A 22,533-nucleotide genomic window follows, 5' to 3' on the forward strand; every position below is an offset into this window, starting at 1 on the left:
CAAAGCTTAAAGTATTTACAGATTGTTGAAATAGTTGTGTTGAATAACAGCCTGATTATAGGCGTTCAGTACGTCGAGGTAATTCTGTCTGATCGTGATCGCCTGGGTAAGGAACTGGGACAGCTCGGCGAAGCTGATCTCGCCTGAACGATAGGCCAGCGCAGCTGCTTTGATGATCTCCCGCGCCTGCCCGAGGCCGGAGCTTTCATAAAACACGAGCATGCGGCTGTTCTTCTCTACTTCCTTTATCATCTGCGACTGTTGGGTACTGAACACCTGTTTGTTATAGGCCAGTTGTTGTTGCTGCACGTCCGCCTCTGCCTGCGCGGCTCTTACCTTATTACGGTAAGCGCCGAGGCCAAACAGCGGAACGGAGGCCGTCACGGAAAAACCACTGAAAGGATCTTTTACGCCATAGAGCCGCTGGCTGAAAAACCTGCCGGAAAATTCAGGCCGGTTTTCATTCTTCGCCACGGCCACACCGGCGGCTGCAATGTTCACGTTCTGCTGTTGCAGCGCGAGGGTAGGGTGTACGGTATCGGTAGCCGGACCGGCGAAAGTAAACCCGATTTTTTCCAGCGGCTGTGCTACGGGGAGAATAGCATCTTCGGTATTCAGCAACTGTTTCAGGGATTGCTGCTGGATGTTCATGTCGTCGTGCAATTGTTCCAGCTGCGCCCTGAGTTCTTTCTGTTTGGCCTGCGCCGAGATGCTGTCCAGCCCCGGATTCTCGCCTGCTCTCACCCGCAGCACCGCCGCGTCGGACAGGGACCGGTAGATACTGTCCAGCTGCAGGTAAAGGTTTGATTTTTCATGCAGGTACCACAGCTGGTAATATACCTGCCGGATATCTCTCTTTACGGATACGTTCAACACAGCGCCGTTCACTTCGTAGTATCTGGCTTGTTCCGTGTACAGTTTTTTCTGCGCTTTATATAGTCCCGGCCAGGCTACCGCCTGGGATACGCCCACCTTCAGGATACCGGTATGGTCGCTGGGCCGCAGGTCTTCATTCTCTGCAAAGACGCCGGTTTTAGGCAGCATACCCGCGGAGCGCACCTGCACCTTTGTCCGGTTGACCTGCGCTGCGTTGATGTTGTATTGCAGGTTCTGCTGCGCCATGGACAACACTTCGTTTACTCCTAACCGTTTGCCCGGCACTTCCTGTGCGGATACCGCGCCGGGAAGGATGAGCAATCCCAGCAGCGCCACGGCGGCGACCGGCGGTAATTTCCGTTTAAATCCTTCGCTGAAAAGGATGTATAACAACGGCAGCACCACCAGCGTCAGGAAAGTGGCGGTCACCAGTCCGCCGATCACTACTGTTGCCAGCGGCCGTTGTACTTCGGCGCCGGCGCCCCTGGACAGGGCCATGGGGAGGAAGCCGAAAGAGGCTACGGTGGCTGTCATCAGTACAGGGCGCAGCCTGATCTTCGTACCTTCGATCACCCTTTTGATGACATCGGTGTATCCTTCTTTTTCGAGATTGTTGAAGGTGCTGATCAGCACGATCCCGTTCAGCACCGCCACACCAAACAAGGCGATGAAGCCTACGCCGGCGGATATACTGAAAGGCATGCCTCTCAGCAGCAGCGCAAACACGCCGCCGATGGCGCTCATAGGGATCGCGGTAAAGATCAGTACCGATTCTTTGATGGAACGGAAGGTGAAATACAGCAGCATAAATATCAGGGCTAATGCCACCGGTACGGCGACCATCAGCCGTGCTGACGCTTCCCGGAGGTTTTCAAAGGTGCCGCCATAGGTATAATAATAACCGGATGGCAGCAGGTTGGCGGCGCTTAGTTTCTGTTGTATATCTTTCACCACACTTTGTACGTCCCTGTTTTTAACGTTGAAGCCCACCACAATTCTGCGCCGCCCGTCTTCGCGGCTGATCTGCGCAGGACCTTCCTTAAAGGCAATGTTCGCCAGCTGGGAAAGCGGGATCTGGTTGCCGTCCGGCAGCGCCACAAACAGGTCGCGCACGTCGTCGATGGAGGACCGGCTGGCACTGTCCAGCCTTACCACCATATCGAACTTGCGTTCGTTCTCAAAAACAACGCCTGCAGCCTCACCCGCAAAAGCGGTGCGCACGGTGCGATTGATGTCTTCTACGTTCATGCCGTAGGCGGCTATCTTGGCGCGGTCATATTGTACCGTGATCTGAGGCAGACCGGTGGTCCTTTCAATCTGCGGCTCCGTGGCGCCTTTCACCGATTGCACAATAGCGGCCACTTTCGGGGCCAGCGCGGCCAGCGTGTCTATATTTTCGCCGAAGATCTTGATGGCCACATCCTGCCTTACACCGGTCATCAGTTCGTTGAAACGCATCTGTATGGGCTGGTTGGCCTCGAAGAACACGCCGGGTATTACCTCCAGTTTCTCCATGATGGAATCGGCCAGCTGGTTGTAAGTCTTTACCGTGGTCCATTCCGATTTCGGCTTCAGCAGCACCATGAGGTCGGTCGCCTCCGGTGGCATCGGATCGGTAGGCACTTCGGCACTGCCGGTTTTACCCACCACCATTTTCACTTCGGGAAAAGTGCGGATGATGCGGCTGGCCTGCATGGATGTTTCAATGCTTTGCGACAGGGAGGTGCCCTGCGGCAGGATGCAGTGGAAAGCAAAATCGCCTTCTTCCAGTTGCGGGATAAACTCGCCGCCCATGCGGCTGAAGAGCAATACCGCTATGCCGAAGATGGCAATGGTAACTGCTACCACCGCTACTTTGAAGCGGATGGCCCATGCCAGTACCGGCGCATATAACCGATGGAAGAAATCCATGATCTTATCGGAGAAGTTCTTTTTATGCGATACCTTTTTCGGAAGTATCAGCGCGCTGACCATTGGAATATAGGTCAGTGAGAGGATCAGCGCACCCAGGATGGCGAAGGCTACGGTCTGCGCCATCGGTTTGAACATCTTGCCTTCTATGCCTACCAGCGTGAGGATGGGGATATAAACGATCATGATGATGATTTCTCCAAAGGCAGCGCTGTTACGGATTTTGGAAGCTGAGAGATAAACTTCTTCGTCCATTTCCGCTTGCGTGAGTTGCCGGGCAGATGTCCGCAGCCCCAGGTGATGCAGCGTGGCTTCCACGATGATCACGGCGCCGTCCACGATCAGCCCGAAGTCAATAGCGCCCAGGCTCATCAGGTTGGCGCTGACGCCAAAGGCGTTCATCATCCCCAGTGCGAAAAGCATAGACAGGGGAATAGCAGATGCCACGATCAGCCCTGCGCGGAAATTACCGAGGAATAAGACCAGTACGAAAATAACGATCAGTGCGCCTTCAATGAGGTTGGTTTTTACGGTGTTGATCGCCCTGTCCACCAGGTTTGTCCTGTCGAGATACGCCTCGATCACCACATCTTCGGGTAAAGACTTTTGGATGGTTTTGAGTTTTTCTTTTACGCGGGTAACAACGGCGGCACTGTTAGCGCCTTTCAGCATCATCACGATGCCGCCTACGACTTCCTTTTCGCCGTTGTAGGTAACGGAGCCATAGCGGATAGCACTGCCCAGCCTCACCTCCGCCACATCTTTTACCAGCACGGGAATACCGTTCACGGATTTGACTGCGATGTTGCGGATGTCTTCCATATTGCCAACAAGGCCAATGCCCCTGATGAAGTAAGCATTGGGCTTTTTATCGATATAGGCGCCGCCGGTGTTCTCATTGTTTTTAGCCAGCGCATTAAAAATTTCAGGCATGGTGATGTTCATGCCTTTGAGTTTGGCGGGGTTGACCGCCACTTCGTACTGCTTCAGCAACCCACCGAAGCTGTTCACTTCTGCGATGCCCCTGGTGCCATACAACTGGCGGGCCACGATCCAGTCCTGCATGGTACGCAGGTCCATGGCCGTATATTTGTTTTCTGCTCCTTTTTTGGGATGAAGGATATACTGATATACTTCGCCCAGTCCGGTGCTGACAGGCGCCAACTCGGGCGTGCCGATGCCTCTGGGTATTTTCTGTTCGGCCTCTTTCAGTTTCTCGCCGATCAGCTGACGGGCGAAATAAATGTCTACATCGTCTTCAAACACTACAGTGATAACGGACAGGCCAAACCTTGAAATGGAACGCATCTCCACGAGGTCCGGCAGGTTGGCCAGGCTTTGTTCGATCGGATAGGTCACCAGTTGCTCTGTTTCCTGCGCAGCCAGTGTAGGCGTTTGGGTGATGATCTGTACCTGGTTGTTGGTGATGTCCGGTACGGCGTCCACCGGCAAACGCAGGGCGCTCCAAACGCCCCAGACGATCAGCGCCAGCGTGAACAGGCCGATGATCAGCTTGTTCTTTATACTAAAATGAATAATTCTGTTCAGCATACTTAATGGTAGTTGTATAAAAAGGATAGGCCCGGTGATCGCTGAAAAGCGATCATGCACTTCTTCATTGCCAGGTATTAACAGGCACACGGTCGCCGTTGCACGAACGGGCGCGAGGCTGCTTTTCATTAATGACAATGATGACACGGAAGTTTACAGGTAAGCTGTTTGCCGCATCAGCGGGCAAAAGACAAATCAGTATGGAAAAAGGCGATCAGGCCCGGGGAGGCTGCCAGACAGGCTGCGGAAGATCTGAAATAATGCCGGCGGGCATTTCGGAGTAACTAAAAATGGTATGGGAGGCCGGGACCGGTGCAGAATATACAAGAGAGATGATCACGGGCGCAGCGCAACAGCTGCAGGCACAAAACGGGGAACAGAAATCTTTGTGCTCATGCTGATGGGTGGCATTGTCCGCCTGGTAACTGCTGCTTGCCGTACCGGACAGCGGCAGCTCGTCGCTGCACGAAACCGTGCCAAGCGCCAACAGGACAATGCTCAATATGACTGCAAAAAATCTCACGTGAACAAAAATAACACATTTTACATACAGATAAATAACTATTATAATAACCATGTTGCAATTTTGGGCGGAGGCCTCCGGCCCGGCCCTGGGGGCTAACCTTCTCTGAACTGTGTAGGAGTGATACCTGCCTGTGCTTTAAAGAAATTGGAAAAATACGCATGGTCCACAAAGCCCAGTTCAAAGGCGATTTCTTTAATAGAGAGGTCCGTGGTTTGCAGCAGCCGCCTGGCTTCCAGCAGCACGCGCTGTTGTATCAGTTTGGTCGCCGATACATGAAGGTGGGTCTTGCAAAGAATATTCAGATAGTTGGCCGAGATGTTCAGCCTGGAAGCGTAAAATCCCACCCCTTTTTCCTGCTTGTAAAATTTATCGATCAGCATGTTGAAGTTTGCCAGCCTGGGATTGGACTGAAACACTTTCAGGTCGGTGAAAATATTCTCCGCTTCCTTGCTCACAATGGCGGCGATCACGGCGGCCCGGGCGCTGATGATCTCCTGTACGGAGTTGGGGGCGCTCAGTTCATCCCTGATGGCATCGAACTCGTACTTCAGCAATTTGAAATTGCCGTTGGTCAGCGGGATTACAGGGTGGTTCATATAGTTTGAAAACGAAAAACGGAAGAAGGGGGCGAAACGTTCGAAAAAATTCGGTTGTATCATCAGCTGGTAACCGGTGGTGTTGGGCCTGATGCTCCAGGTATGCACCTGCCCGGGAAACAGCACATGCACCTGCTGGTTGGCGATTGGGTAGTCGTGGAAGTCAATAGTGTGAACACCTTTGGCGGACTCAAACAGGTTGATGATAAAAAAATCGTGCTTATGCGGCCGGTCGATGTGCCGTTCTCCATGCAGTTCATTGAATAGCAGGTCTTCCCTGCCGGCGAGCTGGCCTTTCCTGAACTCCTGGATACCTAAGACAGGGATGTAACCGGTGTCGTCATAAATCTTCATATCAGCAAATTAAGGTGGGCGTTCGGCTTCTAAAATATGGAAATTTAGGACAAAAAAAATGGATTGACCACCTGTTTTCAGGGCCAATCCACTCCTCATAAGCAATACCAGGTTATTTTTTAGGCGCCGGGTGAGTCGTCGGTGTATGAATAATATCAAAGTATACCGTTTTGTCGCTGGCATTCGGGTAAATGCGGTAGGTAAACTCCTGTTTGGTCAGCACGGTGATATCCACCACGCGGGTGAAGAGCACAACGCCGGCATCGTTTTTTGCGATGATAGTGCGGGTTTTACCGTCAGCGGAAACGCTCCATTCACCCTGCATTTTAGGAGAATCGTCCAGGTTGAACATGGTGAAGGTGCCATCTGCCCTGAAATAAGCGAAGCCCACGAAGTTGGCCACATTCGCATCGCTCAGCGCTACATTTTCACCTTTGTTGTTTTTGGCGTTGGTCGTTTCCCAGGGGGTGCTGGCAAGTATTTCGGCCGGTGTAAGCGGTTTAGGTTCCGGCTCACTGTCGTTATCCTTGTTACAGCTAAAGAAAAAGGCGCTGCATATCGCCAGCAAAAGAACTGCGGTTACTTTTTTTACATGCTTCATATCAATGAAATTTTAAGCATTACAAAGGTATCTGCGCCGTATAACGAAGCGTTGCGTTTTTCATCCCAAAGCTTGAAGATTTTATCACGGAACAGAAGAACGAACGTTTTGTCAGAATACAATATTCCCTTTATGTACCAGTGACCTGACCGGTGAAACCCTGGCTACCGCTTCAGCGGAGCAGGAAGCTTCGAGGAACACCAGGTTGGCGTCATGACCGGCTTTGGGCCATTGCTGGTTGCCTTTATCGTCCAGCGGAAGTACATACCGCGTGGCAAAGGCCAGCGTCCTGGAAAGCGCCCATTCGGAGCTGTATCCGTACAAGGCGGCAATGAGCTTTGCTTTCTGCAGCATATGGCCCGGACCGAAAGTGCTCCAGTGGTCCTGGATATTATCGTTGCCCACGAGCACTTCCACGCCGTGTTTTCTCAACAGGGGGATGGGCATAATCGTGTTGCCGAAAGGTACGGAAGTCACAATACCTACGCCGGCTTCGGCCAGGCGGGCGGCCATGCGTTCTGTTTCCAGCGGCGGAAGATGCCCCAGCGCGAAGGCATGGCTCACAAATGTTTTACCACGAAGTCCGGGATTTTCTTTGGTTTTATCGATCAGGTATCCGATCGTCTTCACGCCGGTTTCACCCACCTCATGCAGATGGATATCGATGCCTTTGTTGTGATCGATGGCCAGTTGCGTGATCAGGTCCATCGGTTTTTCTATGCTCCCGTCGATGGAGTACGGATCTACGCCACCGATGAAATCAATGTCCATTTTTACCACTTCTTTCAGCAGGGGAGCGGTGTCGGTATAAAATATACCGTGTTGGGGAAAAGCCACCAGCTCGGCGCCTGCTGTTTTCTCCTTGTTTTTCAGCGCCGTTTCGAGGTGTTTTAACGAATCGAAACCGGAAGTGGGGTCTATGTTGAAATGGGAACGGATATAGTGCGTACCGTTTGACTGTAAGAAGCCGATCAGTTTTTCCGCCCGTTCCACGGACGTTTTCAGCCATTCGGGGATCATCTTCTGCTCATAGGCGATCTGGTCTTTTACGGTTTTCCTTTTAGATGAAACCGCCTGCCAGGGGAGGCCGTAAAGCATTTTGTCCAGGTGCGCGTGCATATCCTTGAATGCAGGCAGCATTAGCCAACCTTTTGCATCAATGGCGTTTATGTGAGGGTCGTTGGGCGTGACAGCTGTTATCTTCCCATCTTCCGTTTCAATACAGAACAGCGCGGTCTTCGTTTTTACGACTTCTTCACCATCGTACTCAAAACCCGTTTCCAGCAGTACGTTTTTAAATGTAAGGTGGCTGTTGTTTACTATCTTATCCATTTGTTCCATTTTTTATGCTGTGATCACTACAGCAAAGTAAGCGGTAAATATCCCGGGAGCTTTGCAGTATCTATTCGGATGCTTGAAAGATTTATAATTGACGGGCGGATGATTGATAAATCTTTCAAGTCAATTCATGAATCCTACACAGAAAGAGCGGAGCAGAAGGTTATTTTTGTGAAAAAATGACTGGGACTATGAAGAAAACGGAAATTTCCCGCAAGGATTTTATCAGGATGTCCGGCCTGGGGCTGGCGGGAGCGGCTTTCGCCTCCGGCTTGCTGAGCGGTGCGGAAGCGTTTGCCGCGGAGGCAGGGAGCAAAGGCGGAAAAGGCTGCCTGTTAAAGAACGTGCGGCTGGAAACAGGATTTGTATATGAAGAAGGCGAGGTAGTCCACACGAAGACCGAATTATTTTGCGTCGAAATAAAAGACGGCAACATCAGCCGTATTTCCGCCAATAAACCGAATGCCGCCAATGCTGTTGATGCGAAAGGATGGCTGATGCTCCCGGCCTTCCGGGATATGCATATCCACCTGGACAAGACATTCTACGGCGGGCCGTGGCAGGCTGCCCGGAGAGGGCCGGGTGGCGTGAAAGGGATGATCGCCCTTGAACAGAAGATACTCCCGGAGATGCTGAAAACATCTACCTACAGGGCGGAAAAACTGATAGAACTGTTGCAGTCCAAAGGCACCAGCTTCGCCAGAAGTCATGTAAACATCGAGCCTACGTCCAAACTGCAATCACTCAACAATCTTTTCAAAGCGCTGGAGAACAGGAAAAGCACCTTCGGCGCGGAGCTGGTGGCTTTCCCGCAGCATGGCGTATTTTATACGGACTCCGTGCCCTGGCTGAAGGAAGCGGCGAAGATGGACATCGGTTTCATCGGCGGCGTAGATCCCTATTCTATTGACGGCGCTATTGAAAAGACGATTGATTTTACGGTGCAGCTGGCGCTGGACAATAAAAAAGGCATCGATATCCACCTGCATGAATCAGAGGAATCGGGATTAAAGACGGTAGAATACCTGATTAAGAAAGTAATGGAAAACCCGGCCCTTCAGCACAAAACATTCCTGAGCCACTGTTTTGTGCTTGGCAGGATCGATAAAGTGAAGCAGGAGCAGATGGCAGAGCAGCTGGGCGCTGCGGGTATCGGTATCGTTTCCACCATTCCATTCGGCAGCCTTGTCATGCCGATCCCCACGCTCTACAAGCACAACGTGACGGTGATGACCGGCAACGACAGCATTGTAGACCACTGGAGCACCTTCGGTTCCGGAAGCGTATTGGAAAAAGCCAACCTGATGGCGCAGCTGTACGGTTATTCCACGGAGTTCCTGTTATCCAGGAGCCTGAAGCTGGCCACCGGCAATGTGCTGCCGCTGGATGAAAAAGGCGTGCAGCAATGGCCCAAAGCCGGCGATGCGGCAGACATGGTGCTGATAGACGCCAGCTGTTCGGCAGAAGCGGTATCCCGGGTGTCGCCGGTCAGGTCGCTGATCAGCAAAGGGCAAATTGTATATTAACCGGCAGACTTATAAAGGAAAAGGGATGCAAACGCATCCCTTTTGTTATTTATGACTAATGACCATTAATTGATAAAAAACACTTTCCTGATTTTCCCCTTTTGTATGTGGTAAACAGCGGTGCCTCGTTTCCTGCCGCGGTCATCGAGAATACGTTCTTCGTCGATCACATAGTTTCCCTCGATAATCCGTTTCTCAATACGGCAGTGGAGCAGGCTGGCCAGGTTAAAAAAGTGATATACTTTTCGCATTTGTTCTTTTCCGCGGCACACCAGTTTGTCGGGGAAGACGAACAGCTCCACGTCATCGGCATAAGGCTCCAGGAAAGCTTCCATGTTGCGGGTATTGTAGGCGTTCAGTTGTTGCTGTACCAATGTTTCCGGGGTATGCCGCAGCAGGGTGTCCGGGCTGATTACCTGTCCTTTCCGGATAACGAGGCGGATATGTTCCAGCTCCTTCAGATCGGTGGTGGGATTGCCTTCCAGCAATAGCATGTTGGCCGGTTGCCCCGCGGTGATGTTGCCGGTGTAGCCCGGACGGTCCAGGATGCCGGCGGCGTTGATGGTGGCGGCCTGTATCACCTGCCAGTTGCTCATGCCGCTTTGTTGCATGAGCAGGAGTTCCGGCAGGAGGCTGACGGCATGCAATGTACCGATATTGCCAGCGTCCGATCCGCTGACGATGCGTACACCGGCGTCGCTTAATTTTTTAAGGTTCTGCTGGTTGAGGCGTACTGCCGCTGCCGTCCGCTCCTGCCGTTCGTTGGCTTTCATCTTGTACAGGCGGGCGATGGCGGTATCGGGCAGCTGTTTGATATCATACACGCTGCCCAATGCAAAAGGTTCGGCGCCATTCAGCTCGCGGGTGGTGAAGGCACGGGACTGGTCGAACGTATGCAGGTAGCCGTTTTTAACCGACAGGGCGGGGCACAGCACGATCTTTTTCTTTTTGAGCAGTGCTACAAAGGCGTCGTCTATGGCCTCGGTTTCCACGTTGTGCACGAGGTAGTCGGCGCCGGCAACCGCGGCCTGCCGGGCTGTTTCCAGGGTGGTGGCGTGTACGGCCACCCGTAAGCCGTGGAGGTGTGCTTCATTGATAACAGCTTCCACGATGGGCAGGTAGTTCCGGGGCGCTTCACTATCGGATGATATCAGTAGTTTGATCAGGTCCGGCTGCCAGGGCAGTTGCTCCTGTACCAGCCTGCGGCCAGCCGCAGCGTCGGTGGCCAGTATAAAAGGGGTGTCCTCATACAGGCTGTCGTAACGGTGTATCAGGCCTGTTGTGATAATAGGGCCGGCCATGTATACCTGCGGCGCGGCGGCCCATCCTTCGATGGCTTTTTTTCTTGCCAGGAAGCGTTGGGTAGCGCCCACGTCAAATACGGTGGTGATGCCGTTTTGCAGGTACCGCCGCAACTGTTGTTCAAAGCCGGCATGTACTGCTTTTATTTCATCGGCATAGGGCCGGATCGTACGGAGGTCGATGATGTCCGGTCGCGTGTACAGCCCGCCGCTTTGGAAAAAATGCACATGGGCGTCCGTCAATCCGGGCAGGAGGTATTTTCCTGCCGCATCGATGGTGGTCGCTTGCGGCGGTGCCTTCTTTTTATGTACGGCGGTAATAAGACCCTCTTTCAGCACTACCGTCATACCGTGCTGTACGGTTTGTTTGGCAGGGTCCACAAGGCTGGCGTTCGTGATCCAGGTTTCCTGTGCGAGCGCGGCATTGGCTGCCAGGCCCGTCATCAGCATAGAAAAAATCAGACGTTTCATAGAGCGTAAAATACGATCGGCCGGTGCAGTGGCACTGTGCTCAAATGCTCAAATTTCCGGCAGCGGAAAAAGTCAAACGAAAGTGGTAACTTGTACAACACAAACCCGGCTTGCCAATTACCATGTATTTTACCCGTTTGCCAGACCATACCCAACCCGGCTTCGATGAAGCGCAGCATTTTAATCAGTTCAAAAAGCACAATATCATCTTTCATGCAGAAAGCAGCAACAGCTGCTGTGAGGACCATGTGGGCTGTCTTTCCATTAAAACGGTGCTGAGCGGGGAAGAGATTTATGGTGTTGATGGCCGGCAACTGCGTGTCCGGCCAGGACTATTTCTGCTGTTGAACGATGAACAGCGTTATTCCTGTCGTATCAGCAGCACGGAGAAGGCGCGGACTTTGTCTGTTTTCTTTAAAAAGGAGTTTGCAGTTTCCGTATTGTCCGATGCACTCCGCGGCGAGGCTTATCTGCTGGATAACCCGGTGATGGAAGCGGGCTGCATGCCGGAGTTTTTTCAGACCCTTCGCCCGGTAACGCCGGGTATGGACGGGCAATTATCCGGGCTCATTCACCTGCTGGAAACCGAAGGAGATAACGAGATGATGACCGATGAGTATCTTGTCTGTATGCTGCACCACCTTATCGGCGTGCACCGGTCGGATGTGAAGGGCGCCGGCCTGGTGGATGCGGTGAAAGCCGGCACCAGGAAGGAGATATATAAACGTTTATGCATTGCCCGGGATGTGCTGCATACAGCGCACGGGGACAATATCGACCTAAAGAAAATCGGCGCTGCTGCCGGCCTGTCCGTGCCGCAGCTGGTCCGGCATTTTAAAGCTGTTTTTCATACAACGCCTTACCGCTATCTGACCGGTATCCGGCTGCAACAAGCGGCCGGCCTGTTGCGGCGTACAGGGGAGCCGGTGCAGGACATTGCCTGGACATGCGGATTTGAAAATGCCGCCGCCTTCAGCAGGGCGTTTAAGTCGGCCTATGGCGTGCAACCCGGCCGTTTCCGGGCGGAGGGATAATCGGAACATGACAGCAGGACTATTTTGGGAACACTCCCAGCATAATGGGAGCGTTCCCATGAAAAATATCTCCCCGAATATTTTGTTCCATCAAATTCTTTCTCAAAATTAGAATCGATAGTGTGTTTGTTTCTTCTTTTGACTAACAGATGGACCCGTTCAACAGACGTCATTTTATACGAACGACCGGAATGCTGGCGCTGGGCGCAGCCATTCCGTGGAAGTCTTTTTCTCAGCGCGATCCGGAAGGAAGTGATGCGTATGATGTGGTGGTTTACGGTGGCACGAGCGGCGGCGTGATGGCCGCGGTGCAGGCGGCCCGCATGGGCAGGACGGTAGCATTGATAGAGCCGGGCAAACACCTGGGTGGCCTCACCAGCGGCGGCCTGGGCTGGGTGGATGTAGGTGATCCGAAGACCATCGGCGGCCTGGCGCGCGAGTATTTTCATCGTGTCTGGAAGCACTACCAGGACGATGCCGCCTGGAAATGGGAGCCCAAACACAAAATGGCGGAGCAACATGCACCGCTGCCGCCGGATGATCAGACCATGTGGATCGTGGAACCCTCTGTAGCGGAACGGCTGTTTGACCAGATGGCGGAAGAAGCCCGGGTAACGGTGGTGAAGAATGAAAGGCTGGACCGGCGGACAGGAGTGAAGATGAAAAACGGAAAAATCACCGCTGTCACGATGGAATCGGGGCGCGTCTTTCAGGCTAAAATGTTTATCGACGCTACCTATGAAGGCGACCTGATGGCTGCCGCAAATGTTTCCTATGTGGTGGGCCGTGAGCCCAACAGCCGGTACCGGGAAGTCAACAACGGCATCCGGCCTTTGCCGGCGGCGGGCCGTTTCCCCGACGGCATCGATCCCTACCGCGTAAAGGGAGATCCCGGCAGCGGCCTGCTACCTCGCGTGTATCCGGATTGGGGAGGTAAACCAGGCGAAGGTGACAAAGGCGTGCAGGCTTACAACTACCGGTTATGCCTGACAGACCTGCCGGAAAACAGGGTGCCTTTTGAAAAGCCTGCCGGTTACCAGGACGAACAATATGAACTGCTGTTCCGTTTTATCGCAGCGGGCGGCATGAACAGCGACTTTTTCAGGACCGCGCTGGGAGGAAGTTTCCTCAAGTCCGACCCGTTGCCCAACAGGAAGACGGACACCAACAATAACGGTTATATCTCTACGGATTTTGTCGGCATGAACCGGGACTACCCGGAGGCAGATTACGCTGCCCGGGAACGCATCGCCGCGATGCATGAGCAGTGGCAGCGGGGCTTTATCTGGACGTTGCAGCATCATCCGCGTATCCCTGCGGAGATACGTCGCCGTTATGCGCCCTGGGGACTGGCAAAAGATGAATTTGCCGATAACGGCCACTGGCCGTTTCAGCTTTATATCCGCGAAGCGCGGCGTATGGTGGGCGATGTGGTTATTACAGAACATACCGCCCTGGGGAGGGAAGTGGCGTCTGATCCAGTGGCGCTGGGTTCTTACCACATGGACTCCCATGCGATAAAACTTTTTGTGGCGCCCAATGGTTACGTCACCAGCGAGGGCGGCATGTTCGTTCACATTCCCGCTCCCTTTGGCATCAGTTATCGTGCGATCGTTCCGAAGCGGGGCGAGTGCAGGAACCTGCTGGTGCCTGTCTGCGCTTCTGTTACGCATGCGGCATACGGGTCTGTCAGGATGGAGCCCGTTTTTATGGTGCTGGGGCAGTCCGCTGCCACGGCGGCGAGCCTCGCCATAGAAAGGGATACCGCTGTACAGGAGGTGCCTTATGCGTTGCTGAAAACGCGCCTGTTGGCAGACAGGCAGATCATTGCTACCTGAACGTTGTGAAAAAATGCGTTTTAATCCGTTACCATGATACAAAAATTCCGGTCAGCAGTGCTGGCTGTTTCCACGTTACTATCCACCGTATTAACGGCTGATGCGCAGGATAATGTTTTCCGTCCTGCTACACATTGGGTCTGTGTTAACCAGACCGGTTACAATACCGGGGCGCCCAAACGCTTTACCGTACCTACCGCGCTGCAGGGCAGCATTGATTTTTATATTACCAGCGCCGGCGATAACAAACCGCTCTATAAGGGGAAGACCCGCCGGGGGACCGGTGATTTTACCGGTTTCAGACCGGCGGACCCGCAGGTGTCTTATGTGGTCCATGTGAAAGGAGGGCATCTGCCGGAGGGCGTGTCTTATCCTTTCCGCATAGCGCCTTTCCTGATAGAGAAGGAAGGGCTGGCGCCTTCCGTATGGTTCATGAGTGACTGCCGAAGCGTAACAGGGGTGCATCATTCCGCCTACGGGGGCTGTCCCTGGCGCGATGGTACCTATTACTCCTACGAGGTGCCGTCTATGATCTGGATGTATCTTTCCAATCCGGCGGCTTACAATGCGATGCCTGCCACCATTTCCTACGACAGCCTCAAAACGATGGTGATGGCGCCCGATTTCAGGTTGGTGCCGGGGCTGTTGGATTCAACGGCGCTGCGCTCCACCCGTAAATATTTTACTGAAGTGGATAAACCTTTTCGCAACGATATCCCGGATGTGCTGATGAACGTGCACTGGGGCATCGGGTATTATCTCATGAACCCCGAAACGCAGGACCCCAGCGGCGATTCGCTGCCACGGCAGCTGCACCCGCAAACGCTCGCGCAGTTTGCTTTTTTCCTGTATGCGTACCCGTATATCGATAAATGGTTTTCCCGGAAGTTCTACCAGCAGGCATTACAGTTCACCCGCGACCATTGGTCGAAAGCGGGCTTGCAGGACCTGCAGCGGGAGGTGGGCACGTCCAAGGGGCGCCATGCACCGGGATTTTCTGTGTTGCCCAACCTGTTGATGTACGAGGTAGGCAGGAGGGAGGGGTGGCCCGATACTGCCGCGTACCTGGAGGCGGCCCGCAGGCAGGTCGTGTGGATGACAGATTCACTGGACATGGAAGACCCGCTGATAACGAAAGGGCAGCGCATGAGTGAGCATATGCTGATGTCCGGCCTGGCAGTTTACCTGTTGCGTTATCAGGACCAGGCGCCTGCGGGGCTGCAGCAGAAGATAGCGCAGTGGGCAGCTGTAATGGTGCGCCGGTCTGACAATGCGTGGGATTTCCGCAAGTACGGCGATAAAGACACCAGCTGGACGGTGCCGGTATACAACGAGGTGGGCAACGTGGCCGGTTTCCCTGCTTCCGCGCTGCTGGCGGCGGCTGTCGTAAAAGATGCCGCCCGGAAACAACGGCTGGAGCAGATAGCGTATGCCCATTTTGATAACCTCTGCGGCCGTAATCCGCTGAACGTGCATGCAGCCCATCATCCTGAAAAAGGATTCCGGGGAATTACGAAAGGTTACCCTAAAGGTTATTTTGACGACGTGACGGCCCGGCTGGAGTTGTGCCGCGGCTCACTGAGCTGCTTGCCCGGATCGGAGATGTATCCTTTTAACCCGTTGGGAAAAGACCGTCACCTGGAAGGGTGGATCGCCCATAATACCGCATGGAATATGAGCCTCGCTGTGCTGAGCTGGTATGATAATCGCCCGGTATCGTTTACCCGTACCAGTGACGGGCTGCAGGTTTTGTGGCAGGCGCCGGTGAGTGGGACGTTACCGCTCACCGTGTATGTCAACGGTGAGCGGAAAGGGGAAATCCTGCTGAAGGAAAATAACGCTGTGTTTAAAGGTGTCGTGAAAACAACCCCGTCGTCCTTGTTGCTGGACCGCGGAAAGGTGGCGATCAAAACGGGGGACCGCATCAGCGTTGCTTATGGCGACGGTTTCCTGGAAAAGAAGATAACACTGACCTATTGATGTAACGGGCCGCCCGGTCGTTCATATATTTTTCCAGTACTTGCAGCGGCATGTCGCCGTATGCCAGCAGGGCGTCGTGAAAGTCGCGCAGGCTGAAGCGGTCGCCCAGCTGTGCCGCCAGTTTGTCCCGTAGCGCTTTGAGGCGGATCTCGCCCGCTTTGTAGGACAGCGCCTGTCCGGGCATCGCCATATAACGCTCCACTTCTGCCGTTGCAATGGCTTTACTGACGGCTTCGTTGGCCATCATGTAGCCGATAGCTTCTTCGCGGGTCATTTTGCCGGTATGGATAGCTACGTCCAGCACCAGCCGGATGGCGCGGTGGATCTCGTTGTTCAGCGCGCCCATTTTCTGATAGGGATCCTGATAGCAGCCCAGTTGTTCCCCAGTGATTCCACATACAACGCCCAGCCTTCAAAATAGGCGCTGAAGGAGGGCTGCCGCCGAAAAGCGGGTATTGCTTTATTTTCCTGCTGTAAGGCAATCTGGAAGTGATGCCCCGGTATGCCTTCATGAAGGAAGGTGGCTTCCATACCATAAAAGGTGACGTTTACTTTGGTGGCGTCCGGTACGGGTACGTACAGGATCGCCGCCCGTTTCTCCGCGATGTTCCCTTTGATATAAAAGGGGCCGGCGCTGGCAGCTTCGCGGTAAGCTTCCACGCGGCGTACTTCCATGGGCGTTAGTGGCTGGTGACCGAATAACTGCGGAATATACGGCAGCACCTTCCGGTAGATGGCGCTGTAAGCTTCCAGTACCTCTTCCGGCTTTTTAAAAGGCATGAGGGCGGGGTTGGTCTTCAGCCAGGTGAAAAACGCCGGTAAATCGCCTGTAAAGCCTGTTTGTGTTTTTATCTGTTCCATCGCCGCGTGTATCCTCGCCACTTCGGTTAACCCCGTCTGGTATATCTGCTCCGGCGTGAGGTCCGGCGCGGTGGTAAAGTAGTTGACATAATAACGGTAGATACGGTCGCCGCCTGGCAGCGCGAAAAGGCCTGCCTTGTCCTGCGCTGCGGGAAGGTATTGTTCTTTCAGGTAGGCGGCCAGCCGGGCGTAGGCCGGTCGCATGTAAGAGGCAATCACCGCATGGTACTGCCGGGAGATCCGCTCTCTTTCGGCCGCTGTAAAGGAGGCCGGGAATTTTGACAGGGGCTTGTAGAAAATGTTTTTCGCGGTGTCTTGTTCCGCCAGTGCTTCCATCTGCGGGACCATCAGTTTTACCAGCGCTTTGGGCAGCACCACGCCTGCCTTTATGCCTTTGTTGAAGTTGGAGATGCAGGTGTCGGTCCACTCCGCAAAGGCGGTCATCCGCCGGGCCCAGCGCTCATAATCTTTTACGGTCAGGAACGGTTGGTCGCCGTCACCGGAGCCAAAGGAAGCCAGTTCCAGCGGTGTGGAAATGAACTGGTTCATCGGCAGGTATTCCAGGTGAAGCGCCTGTGCTTCCAGGGCGGCCTGCAACGTATAAGCGAGTGTTTCGAGCGAAATCCTGTCGCCGGTGTTTAATGCCGCGTTATCGAATTTTTTCAGTTCTCCGAGATATTTCCTGTAAAACTTCTCTGTTGCGGCGATGTAAGGCGCGGAGCCTTCGATGGCCAGCCGGTCGTCGTATTGGTGGACGCCGGCGGCAGTGGCTTCCGTCGGGAACAGTTGCATCCGTTCTTTGTAATAACTGTCAAACAGCCGGTGAAGCTGTGGATTGTTTTGCTGCGCAGCAGCAGCTGTGGCGGCCAGCATCAGCAGGCAGGCGATTATGTTTCTCATCGTCGTTATATTGCTTTGATCATCCAGATACTGCACCCAAAGTGGACAGCGGCCCCCAGTGGTGCAGGTAAGTAACTAAATCCCATTTTCTCATATAGTGGTATGGCCTGTTTCAGTTCCGGCATGGTTTCGAGGTACACATGGCTGTAACCCAGCGTGCCGGCTGATTGCAGGCATTGCGCAATCAGTTGTTTGCCGAGCCCCAGTCCCCGCGCTTCGGGCAACAGGTAGAGTTTTACCAGTTCGCAGTGCGCCGGTGGCAGTCCGGGCACCGGGAATATGCCGGCGCCTCCCACCACGCGGCCGTCTGCTTCGGCAATCCAGTAAGCGGCGTTGGGGATGTTAAAGGCACTGTGCAGCTCATACAGGTTTTTATCAAAATAGGCGGTGCCTGGTTTGTTGGCGTTGAATTCTTCCAGCACCTGTTGTATGATGGCGCCGAGTGAGTGGTTATCGCTTTCCTGTAGCGGTCTGATTTTAGTAGTGATCGTCATGGTACAAAACTAGCCGGCCTGTGGCAGCTAAAATTGTACGGGATTAACCTTCTGATGATGGAGATCAGATTTTTCTGTATTGGTTGGGCAGCATACCGGTAATACGCCGGAAGGTCCGGATGAAGTGGGCCTGATCGGTAAAGCCGCATTCATAGGCGATATTGGTGAGCGGTGTTTTTTCTTTTTTTATCAGGGAGATAGCCCGCTCTACTTTTATCCTGCGGAGATATTCTCCTGCGGAGCATCCGAAATAACGGGAGAAGTAACGGGAGATGGTCACCGGATGCAGTCCCAGTTGAGCGGCGAGAAAGGGGAGCGACAACGGCTTGTCCCAGTGGTCGTACATGATGTCCCTGATTTTTTCCGTCCACTCGGGGAAGCAGTGAAAGTCCTGCTGGCAGGGCGTTATCAGCGCTATGCACAGCTGGTCCATGGCGATCGCGGAGTCGGCATCATGCAGGTAATGTTCTGTCATGATCCGCACCAGTCCGCCGGTATTGAGCTGGGCTTTATCTCCCTGCATGAGCGAGGGGGGAGGGCATGTCAGCTCAAAGGTGCTGAAGAAATCGCTGGTCAGCTCTATATTAAAAATACGGGTGCCGGGGAGATAGTCTGCGTTCTGGTGCGCTACGCCGGGATGGTAGTAAAGGCCGGTGCCGGCGTACTGCCTGTCTGTTCCGCCTTTCCGGGCTTCTTTGCTGCCACCTTCCAGTATATGGGAAAAGTGGGGGTTTATGTGAAAATGCCAGTCGGACGCCATATGAGGCGTAAACGTAGTTTCGCTGGTGATAACAGCGCCGGATATACGCTCTTTCACCTTGGTGCCTACGTAGGTGCCTGCTGCAAGCTGAACCGGAAGAGAAACTGACATAATTTGTGATTAGCGCTTAAAGATAGCGCATTTGGTAGTTGATTGTATGTTTTTAACCGGCTGACCGGCGTGCGTGAGCGGATAAAACCGGATAACGGGGATGGAACCCGGGATAATAGTGACGGCCATCATCCGGGTTCCTTGTATATAAAACAAACTCCAGCCAGAGATAGACATCTCTGCTGTTAGGCTAATCAACCAAATATCGGGCATCCTGTGGCCCCGGGAAGGGGCTTGTTCCGGGGAAACGCAGCCCGGTGACAAGATGTACCGGTTGTGCCCGGAGGAATACCCCGGGCGCCGGTACAACACAAAGTATCCTCTGTTATAAGACACTCAGAAAATGAAACAGGTGCAGTGCCGTCAAAAAAAAGTTGCTGTCGGATACCTGTTGAAGGATTTACTATGCTGAAAAATGATACAGTCGCTGCACCTGTTGTCTTTTTTTTCTGTCTTTAAACAAAAGCCTGTTTTGCTGCGGGCTGTAACTGTCAGCCGGTGAGACTACCGCGCTGTCGGATCTCTTTGCCGGGAGATTTTAATTTTCTGATCTAAAACAATGACTATGTCCAGAAACGATTTAAACGGAAAAGTAGTACTGATTGCCGGTGGCGGTAAAAACCTGGGAGGGTTGCTGGCGCGCGACCTGGCGCGGAAAGGCGCTGCAAAAATTGCGATCCATTACAACAGCGGACAATCGCGGGCGGACGCTGAAGCGACGTTGGCTGATATAGAAGCAGCCGGTGCAGAAGGGCTGCTCTTTCAGGCAGACCTCACCCAGGTGAGCAACATTACCCGGTTTTTTGATGAAGCGGTTTCCAGATTCGGAGGAATTGATGTGGCGATCAACACGGTAGGGAAGGTGTTGAAAAAACCATTTATCGAAACGACAGAGGCGGAGTATGACAGCATGGCCGACATCAATTCCAAGGTGGCTTATTTTTTCCTTCAGGAAGCGGGCAAAAAACTGAATGATAACGGTAAGATATGCACCGTCGTTACATCACTGCTGGCTGCATATACGGGACTGTACTCTACTTATGCCGGCCAGAAGGCGCCGGTGGAACACTACACCCGGGCTGCCTCCAAAGAATACGGCGCACGGGGCATCTCGGTAACAGCTGTGGCGCCGGGGCCTATGGATACGCCATTCTTCTATCCGGCCGAAAGCGATGATGCTGTTGCTTACCATAAATCGGCCTCAGCATTGGGTGGGTTAACCGATATTAAAGATATCGTACCGCTGATCACCTTCCTGGTAACGGATGGCTGGTGGATCACCGGTCAGACTATCTTTGCCAACGGAGGATATACTACCCGGTAAAACAGGCAACACCGTTGTTCGGTTCCCGGTGAAACAGAACAACGGTGTTGTTGTAAAATTTGAGTTATTACGCTTCGGAGATGCCCGCAGTAGTAAAAAAATGCAGCATGAGATGAATATCTCCGCTGTTACCCTAATTCGTAACCATATCCTATATACTAAACATGGGGTATTATCTTTCCTTCTATGCTAAAGACACGGAAAAAAGCGGACAGGTGCAGTGGCGGAAAAAAAACTTTGTTGCCCTCAGCAACTCAGGTGTTGTAGATGACAGGCCACATTAACCTATTGTTACCATTCTTATCCTGATAAAATACCTCCCCCGGAATTACTAACTTCATTATATGCAACCGACAAATTTATTGGAAAACCTCGCCGGCAAAATCAGCGGTATCCTATACTACAGCGAATCGGAGTACCCATTGACCATTGAACAATGGGGCGTGTTGCCTGCAGCCGCCGTTCCGGCGAAGATTGCCGCCCTGCATGCGGTAGACGCCAACGTAGTACAACCCATGGACCCGGCAGTTTTTTTCCACCAGGCAGAACGGGTGTCCGATCCCAACGATGCGCCCATCGCAGCCAATGCACAAAAGTTTAAAGCCCTGCACCAGTTTCTGAACGAACACTTCACCGGCCTCCAGGTGGTCCGGGTGGAAAACGGTACCCGCATTCCGGTGTACATCGTATGCCACCAACCGGATGGTACCTGCGTAGCGCTGGCTACCACGGCGATAGAATCTTAACCCATCAGCACATATTACAGAAACCCTTAAAAATCTGCATTATGAAACTATTCATCAGGCATTGTATTGTTATTTGCCTGGGCGGACTGTTATTTTCTGCCTGTAAAAAAGAAGCTATCCTGGAACCCCGGGAAATTGACTCTCCACGTACCGCATCCACAGAATCCGTTGTTCTCCTGAATGAAGACTTTGAATCAGGCAGCAAGACCGCCTACGCCAGCGGCAGCGTATCGCTGGGCAGTGGCTCCTGGACGCTGGACGACGCGTTGATCGGCAATCTCGCCGCCGACCTGAAAAACGGTTCCAAATCTGTCCGTATAAGAAACACCGGTGCCATCACCACCAATTTCAGCATCAGCAACGCCACCGGTACTGTCACCATCAGTGTGAAACACGGCACCTACGGATCAGACGGGAACAGCAGCTGGCAGCTGTGGACTTCGGCCGACAACGGGCAGACCTGGGCGCAGCTGGGCAGCACCATCACTACTTCGGGCAGCCTGCAAACCACTGCCTTCACCCTTTCGGCCACCGGCAGCCTGCGCATCTCCATCCGCAAAACCTCCGGCGGAACCAACAGGATCAACATCGACGATGTGACCGTGACTGCCGGCAGCGGCGGTGGCGGAGGTACTACGCCCGGCGATGACAGCAACCTGCTGCTGGGAAATCCCAGCAACGCCCTGGCCGATATATCTTCAGAGAATAATTACCTGATGGTAAAACCATATTATGCTTTATCGTATAGCCGCGGCCGTGGAACACCCAACTGGGTGAGCTGGCATATACAGTCGGCAGACCTGGGCTCCGTATCCCGCACCAACGACTTCCGCGCAGACACCGAACTGCCCGCCGGCTGGTACCAGGTGCAGAACAGCAGCTACTCCGGCTCCGGCTTCGATCGTGGCCACAACTGCCCCTCGGCAGACAGGACGGCGACAGTCACCGCTAATTCCGCTACTTTCCTCATGACGAACATGATGCCCCAGGCGCCCAACAATAACCAGCAAACATGGGCCAACCTGGAGAACTATACCCGCGACCTTGTCAGGGCCGGCAACGAAGTATATGTTATCTGCGGTTCTTACGGACAGGGAGGCACCGGATCATTGGGCGGTGTTACTACAACGATTGACAACGGCCGCGTGACCGTGCCTGCCAACATCTGGAAAGTGGTGGTGGTCATCCCCGACGGTAGCAACGATCTGAACAGGATCAGCGGTAACACCAGGGTGATCGCTGTCAATACGCCTAACCGCAACGATATCAATACAGACTGGACCCAATACAAAACGACAGTACGCAACATCGAAAGCGCTACAGGATACAATTTGCTGTCCACCCTCCGGCCTTCTTTGCAGGACAGCCTGGAAACCCGGATAGATCAGTGATTACGCGGAAGACATAAAACAGAACGGCTTGTAAGCATTACTT

The 22,533-nt window shown here is 53.4% G+C and carries 15 protein-coding genes and 1 pseudogene; 7 read left to right on the forward strand and 9 right to left on the reverse strand.

What is annotated here, in order from left to right:
• Positions 1-15 precede the first annotated feature (15 nt).
• The 5 genes from HF324_RS13875 to HF324_RS13895 all read right to left on the reverse strand — a co-directional run bounded on the left by HF324_RS13875 (position 16) and on the right by HF324_RS13895 (position 7,747).
• Positions 16-4,467 (reverse strand): CusA/CzcA family heavy metal efflux RND transporter, encoded by a 4,452-nt coding sequence (locus HF324_RS13875; protein ID WP_258539522.1) that lies wholly within the window; start codon positions 4,465-4,467, stop codon positions 16-18.
• Positions 4,468-4,552: 85 nt separating this feature from the next.
• On the reverse strand, positions 4,553-4,861 hold the full coding sequence (locus HF324_RS13880) for a DUF6660 family protein (RefSeq protein WP_168803035.1): 309 nt from the start codon (positions 4,859-4,861) through the stop codon (positions 4,553-4,555).
• A gap of 95 nt (positions 4,862-4,956) precedes the next feature.
• Positions 4,957-5,814 carry an AraC family transcriptional regulator gene (locus HF324_RS13885; protein WP_168803036.1) on the reverse strand — a complete coding sequence of 286 codons (858 nt, stop codon included), beginning with the start codon at positions 5,812-5,814 and terminating at the stop codon, positions 4,957-4,959.
• A 112-nt stretch (positions 5,815-5,926) separates the two neighbouring features.
• Positions 5,927-6,415, reverse strand: coding sequence for a DUF4822 domain-containing protein (locus HF324_RS13890; RefSeq protein ID WP_168860061.1), 489 nt, complete (start codon positions 6,413-6,415; stop codon positions 5,927-5,929).
• Positions 6,416-6,526: 111 nt separating this feature from the next.
• Positions 6,527-7,747: an amidohydrolase gene (locus tag HF324_RS13895; RefSeq protein WP_258539523.1), complete on the reverse strand. Its 1,221-nt coding sequence runs from the start codon at positions 7,745-7,747 to the stop codon at positions 6,527-6,529.
• 197 nt (positions 7,748-7,944) lie between these two features.
• Here HF324_RS13895 and HF324_RS13900 point away from each other — a divergent pair, with 197 nt between their 5' ends.
• The gene (locus tag HF324_RS13900) at positions 7,945-9,279 is read left to right on the forward strand and encodes an amidohydrolase (protein WP_168860063.1); all 1,335 of its coding nucleotides are present in this window, start codon (positions 7,945-7,947) and stop codon (positions 9,277-9,279) included.
• 65 nt (positions 9,280-9,344) lie between these two features.
• Here HF324_RS13900 and HF324_RS13905 read toward each other — a convergent pair whose 3' ends face one another.
• Complete coding sequence (locus HF324_RS13905) at positions 9,345-11,051, reverse strand: amidohydrolase family protein (RefSeq protein WP_168803040.1); 1,707 nt, start codon at positions 11,049-11,051, stop codon at positions 9,345-9,347.
• A 122-nt stretch (positions 11,052-11,173) separates the two neighbouring features.
• Here HF324_RS13905 and HF324_RS13910 point away from each other — a divergent pair, with 122 nt between their 5' ends.
• The 3 genes from HF324_RS13910 (at position 11,174) to HF324_RS13920 (ending at position 15,903) form a co-directional block, all read left to right on the forward strand.
• Positions 11,174-12,085 carry a helix-turn-helix transcriptional regulator gene (locus HF324_RS13910; protein ID WP_220101311.1) on the forward strand — a complete coding sequence of 304 codons (912 nt, stop codon included), beginning with the start codon at positions 11,174-11,176 and terminating at the stop codon, positions 12,083-12,085.
• Positions 12,086-12,234: 149 nt separating this feature from the next.
• Entirely contained in the window at positions 12,235-13,923 is a 1,689-nt protein-coding gene (locus HF324_RS13915) for an FAD-dependent oxidoreductase (RefSeq protein ID WP_168803042.1), read from the forward strand.
• Positions 13,924-13,956: 33 nt separating this feature from the next.
• The gene (locus HF324_RS13920) at positions 13,957-15,903 is read left to right on the forward strand and encodes an early set domain-containing protein (protein WP_168860064.1); all 1,947 of its coding nucleotides are present in this window, start codon (positions 13,957-13,959) and stop codon (positions 15,901-15,903) included.
• Here HF324_RS13920 and HF324_RS13930 read toward each other — a convergent pair.
• The 3 genes and pseudogenes from HF324_RS13930 to HF324_RS13940 all read right to left on the reverse strand — a co-directional run bounded on the left by HF324_RS13930 (position 15,848) and on the right by HF324_RS13940 (position 19,029).
• A pseudogene (locus HF324_RS13930) lies at positions 15,848-17,664 on the reverse strand (DUF885 domain-containing protein). The gene HF324_RS13920 and the pseudogene HF324_RS13930 overlap by 56 nt on opposite strands.
• A 5-nt stretch (positions 17,665-17,669) precedes the next feature.
• Positions 17,670-18,158, reverse strand: a complete 489-nt coding sequence (locus tag HF324_RS13935) for a GNAT family N-acetyltransferase (RefSeq protein WP_168803045.1) — start codon at positions 18,156-18,158, stop codon at positions 17,670-17,672.
• A 64-nt stretch (positions 18,159-18,222) separates the two neighbouring features.
• Positions 18,223-19,029, reverse strand: a complete 807-nt coding sequence (locus tag HF324_RS13940; RefSeq protein ID WP_168803046.1) for a helix-turn-helix domain-containing protein — start codon at positions 19,027-19,029, stop codon at positions 18,223-18,225.
• 565 nt (positions 19,030-19,594) lie between these two features.
• Between HF324_RS13940 and HF324_RS13945 the strand changes: the two genes are divergently transcribed.
• From HF324_RS13945 to HF324_RS13955, 3 genes are all read left to right on the forward strand, one after another.
• Positions 19,595-20,353 (forward strand): SDR family oxidoreductase, encoded by a 759-nt coding sequence (locus HF324_RS13945; protein WP_168860067.1) that lies wholly within the window; start codon positions 19,595-19,597, stop codon positions 20,351-20,353.
• Between the two features lie 344 nt (positions 20,354-20,697).
• Entirely contained in the window at positions 20,698-21,099 is a 402-nt protein-coding gene (locus tag HF324_RS13950; protein ID WP_168860068.1) for a nuclease A inhibitor family protein, read from the forward strand.
• A 41-nt stretch (positions 21,100-21,140) separates the two neighbouring features.
• A complete protein-coding gene (locus HF324_RS13955; RefSeq protein WP_168860069.1) occupies positions 21,141-22,490 on the forward strand; it encodes a DNA/RNA non-specific endonuclease in 1,350 nt (449 codons plus the stop codon).
• The last annotated feature ends 43 nt before the right edge of the window (positions 22,491-22,533 follow it).

Origin of the sequence: Chitinophaga oryzae, from assembly GCF_012516375.2 — a bacterium.
Classification (GTDB): domain Bacteria; phylum Bacteroidota; class Bacteroidia; order Chitinophagales; family Chitinophagaceae; genus Chitinophaga; species Chitinophaga oryzae.

Coding starts and splice junctions, on each gene's coding strand:
- HF324_RS13950 (WP_168860068.1), top strand. CDS start 20,698: ATGCAACCGACAAATTTATTGGAAAACCTCGCCGGCAAAATCAGCGGT.
- HF324_RS13885 (WP_168803036.1), bottom strand. CDS start 5,814: ATGAAGATTTATGACGACACCGGTTACATCCCTGTCTTAGGTATCCAG.
- HF324_RS13920 (WP_168860064.1), top strand. CDS start 13,957: ATGATACAAAAATTCCGGTCAGCAGTGCTGGCTGTTTCCACGTTACTA.
- HF324_RS13915 (WP_168803042.1), top strand. CDS start 12,235: ATGGACCCGTTCAACAGACGTCATTTTATACGAACGACCGGAATGCTG.
- HF324_RS13900 (WP_168860063.1), top strand. CDS start 7,945: ATGAAGAAAACGGAAATTTCCCGCAAGGATTTTATCAGGATGTCCGGC.
- HF324_RS13910 (WP_220101311.1), top strand. CDS start 11,174: ATGTATTTTACCCGTTTGCCAGACCATACCCAACCCGGCTTCGATGAA.
- HF324_RS13890 (WP_168860061.1), bottom strand. CDS start 6,415: ATGAAGCATGTAAAAAAAGTAACCGCAGTTCTTTTGCTGGCGATATGC.
- HF324_RS13940 (WP_168803046.1), bottom strand. CDS start 19,029: ATGTCAGTTTCTCTTCCGGTTCAGCTTGCAGCAGGCACCTACGTAGGC.
- HF324_RS13905 (WP_168803040.1), bottom strand. CDS start 11,051: ATGAAACGTCTGATTTTTTCTATGCTGATGACGGGCCTGGCAGCCAAT.
- HF324_RS13875 (WP_258539522.1), bottom strand. CDS start 4,467: ATGAAAAGCAGCCTCGCGCCCGTTCGTGCAACGGCGACCGTGTGCCTG.
- HF324_RS13935 (WP_168803045.1), bottom strand. CDS start 18,158: ATGACGATCACTACTAAAATCAGACCGCTACAGGAAAGCGATAACCAC.
- HF324_RS13945 (WP_168860067.1), top strand. CDS start 19,595: ATGTCCAGAAACGATTTAAACGGAAAAGTAGTACTGATTGCCGGTGGC.
- HF324_RS13955 (WP_168860069.1), top strand. CDS start 21,141: ATGAAACTATTCATCAGGCATTGTATTGTTATTTGCCTGGGCGGACTG.
- HF324_RS13895 (WP_258539523.1), bottom strand. CDS start 7,747: ATGGATAAGATAGTAAACAACAGCCACCTTACATTTAAAAACGTACTG.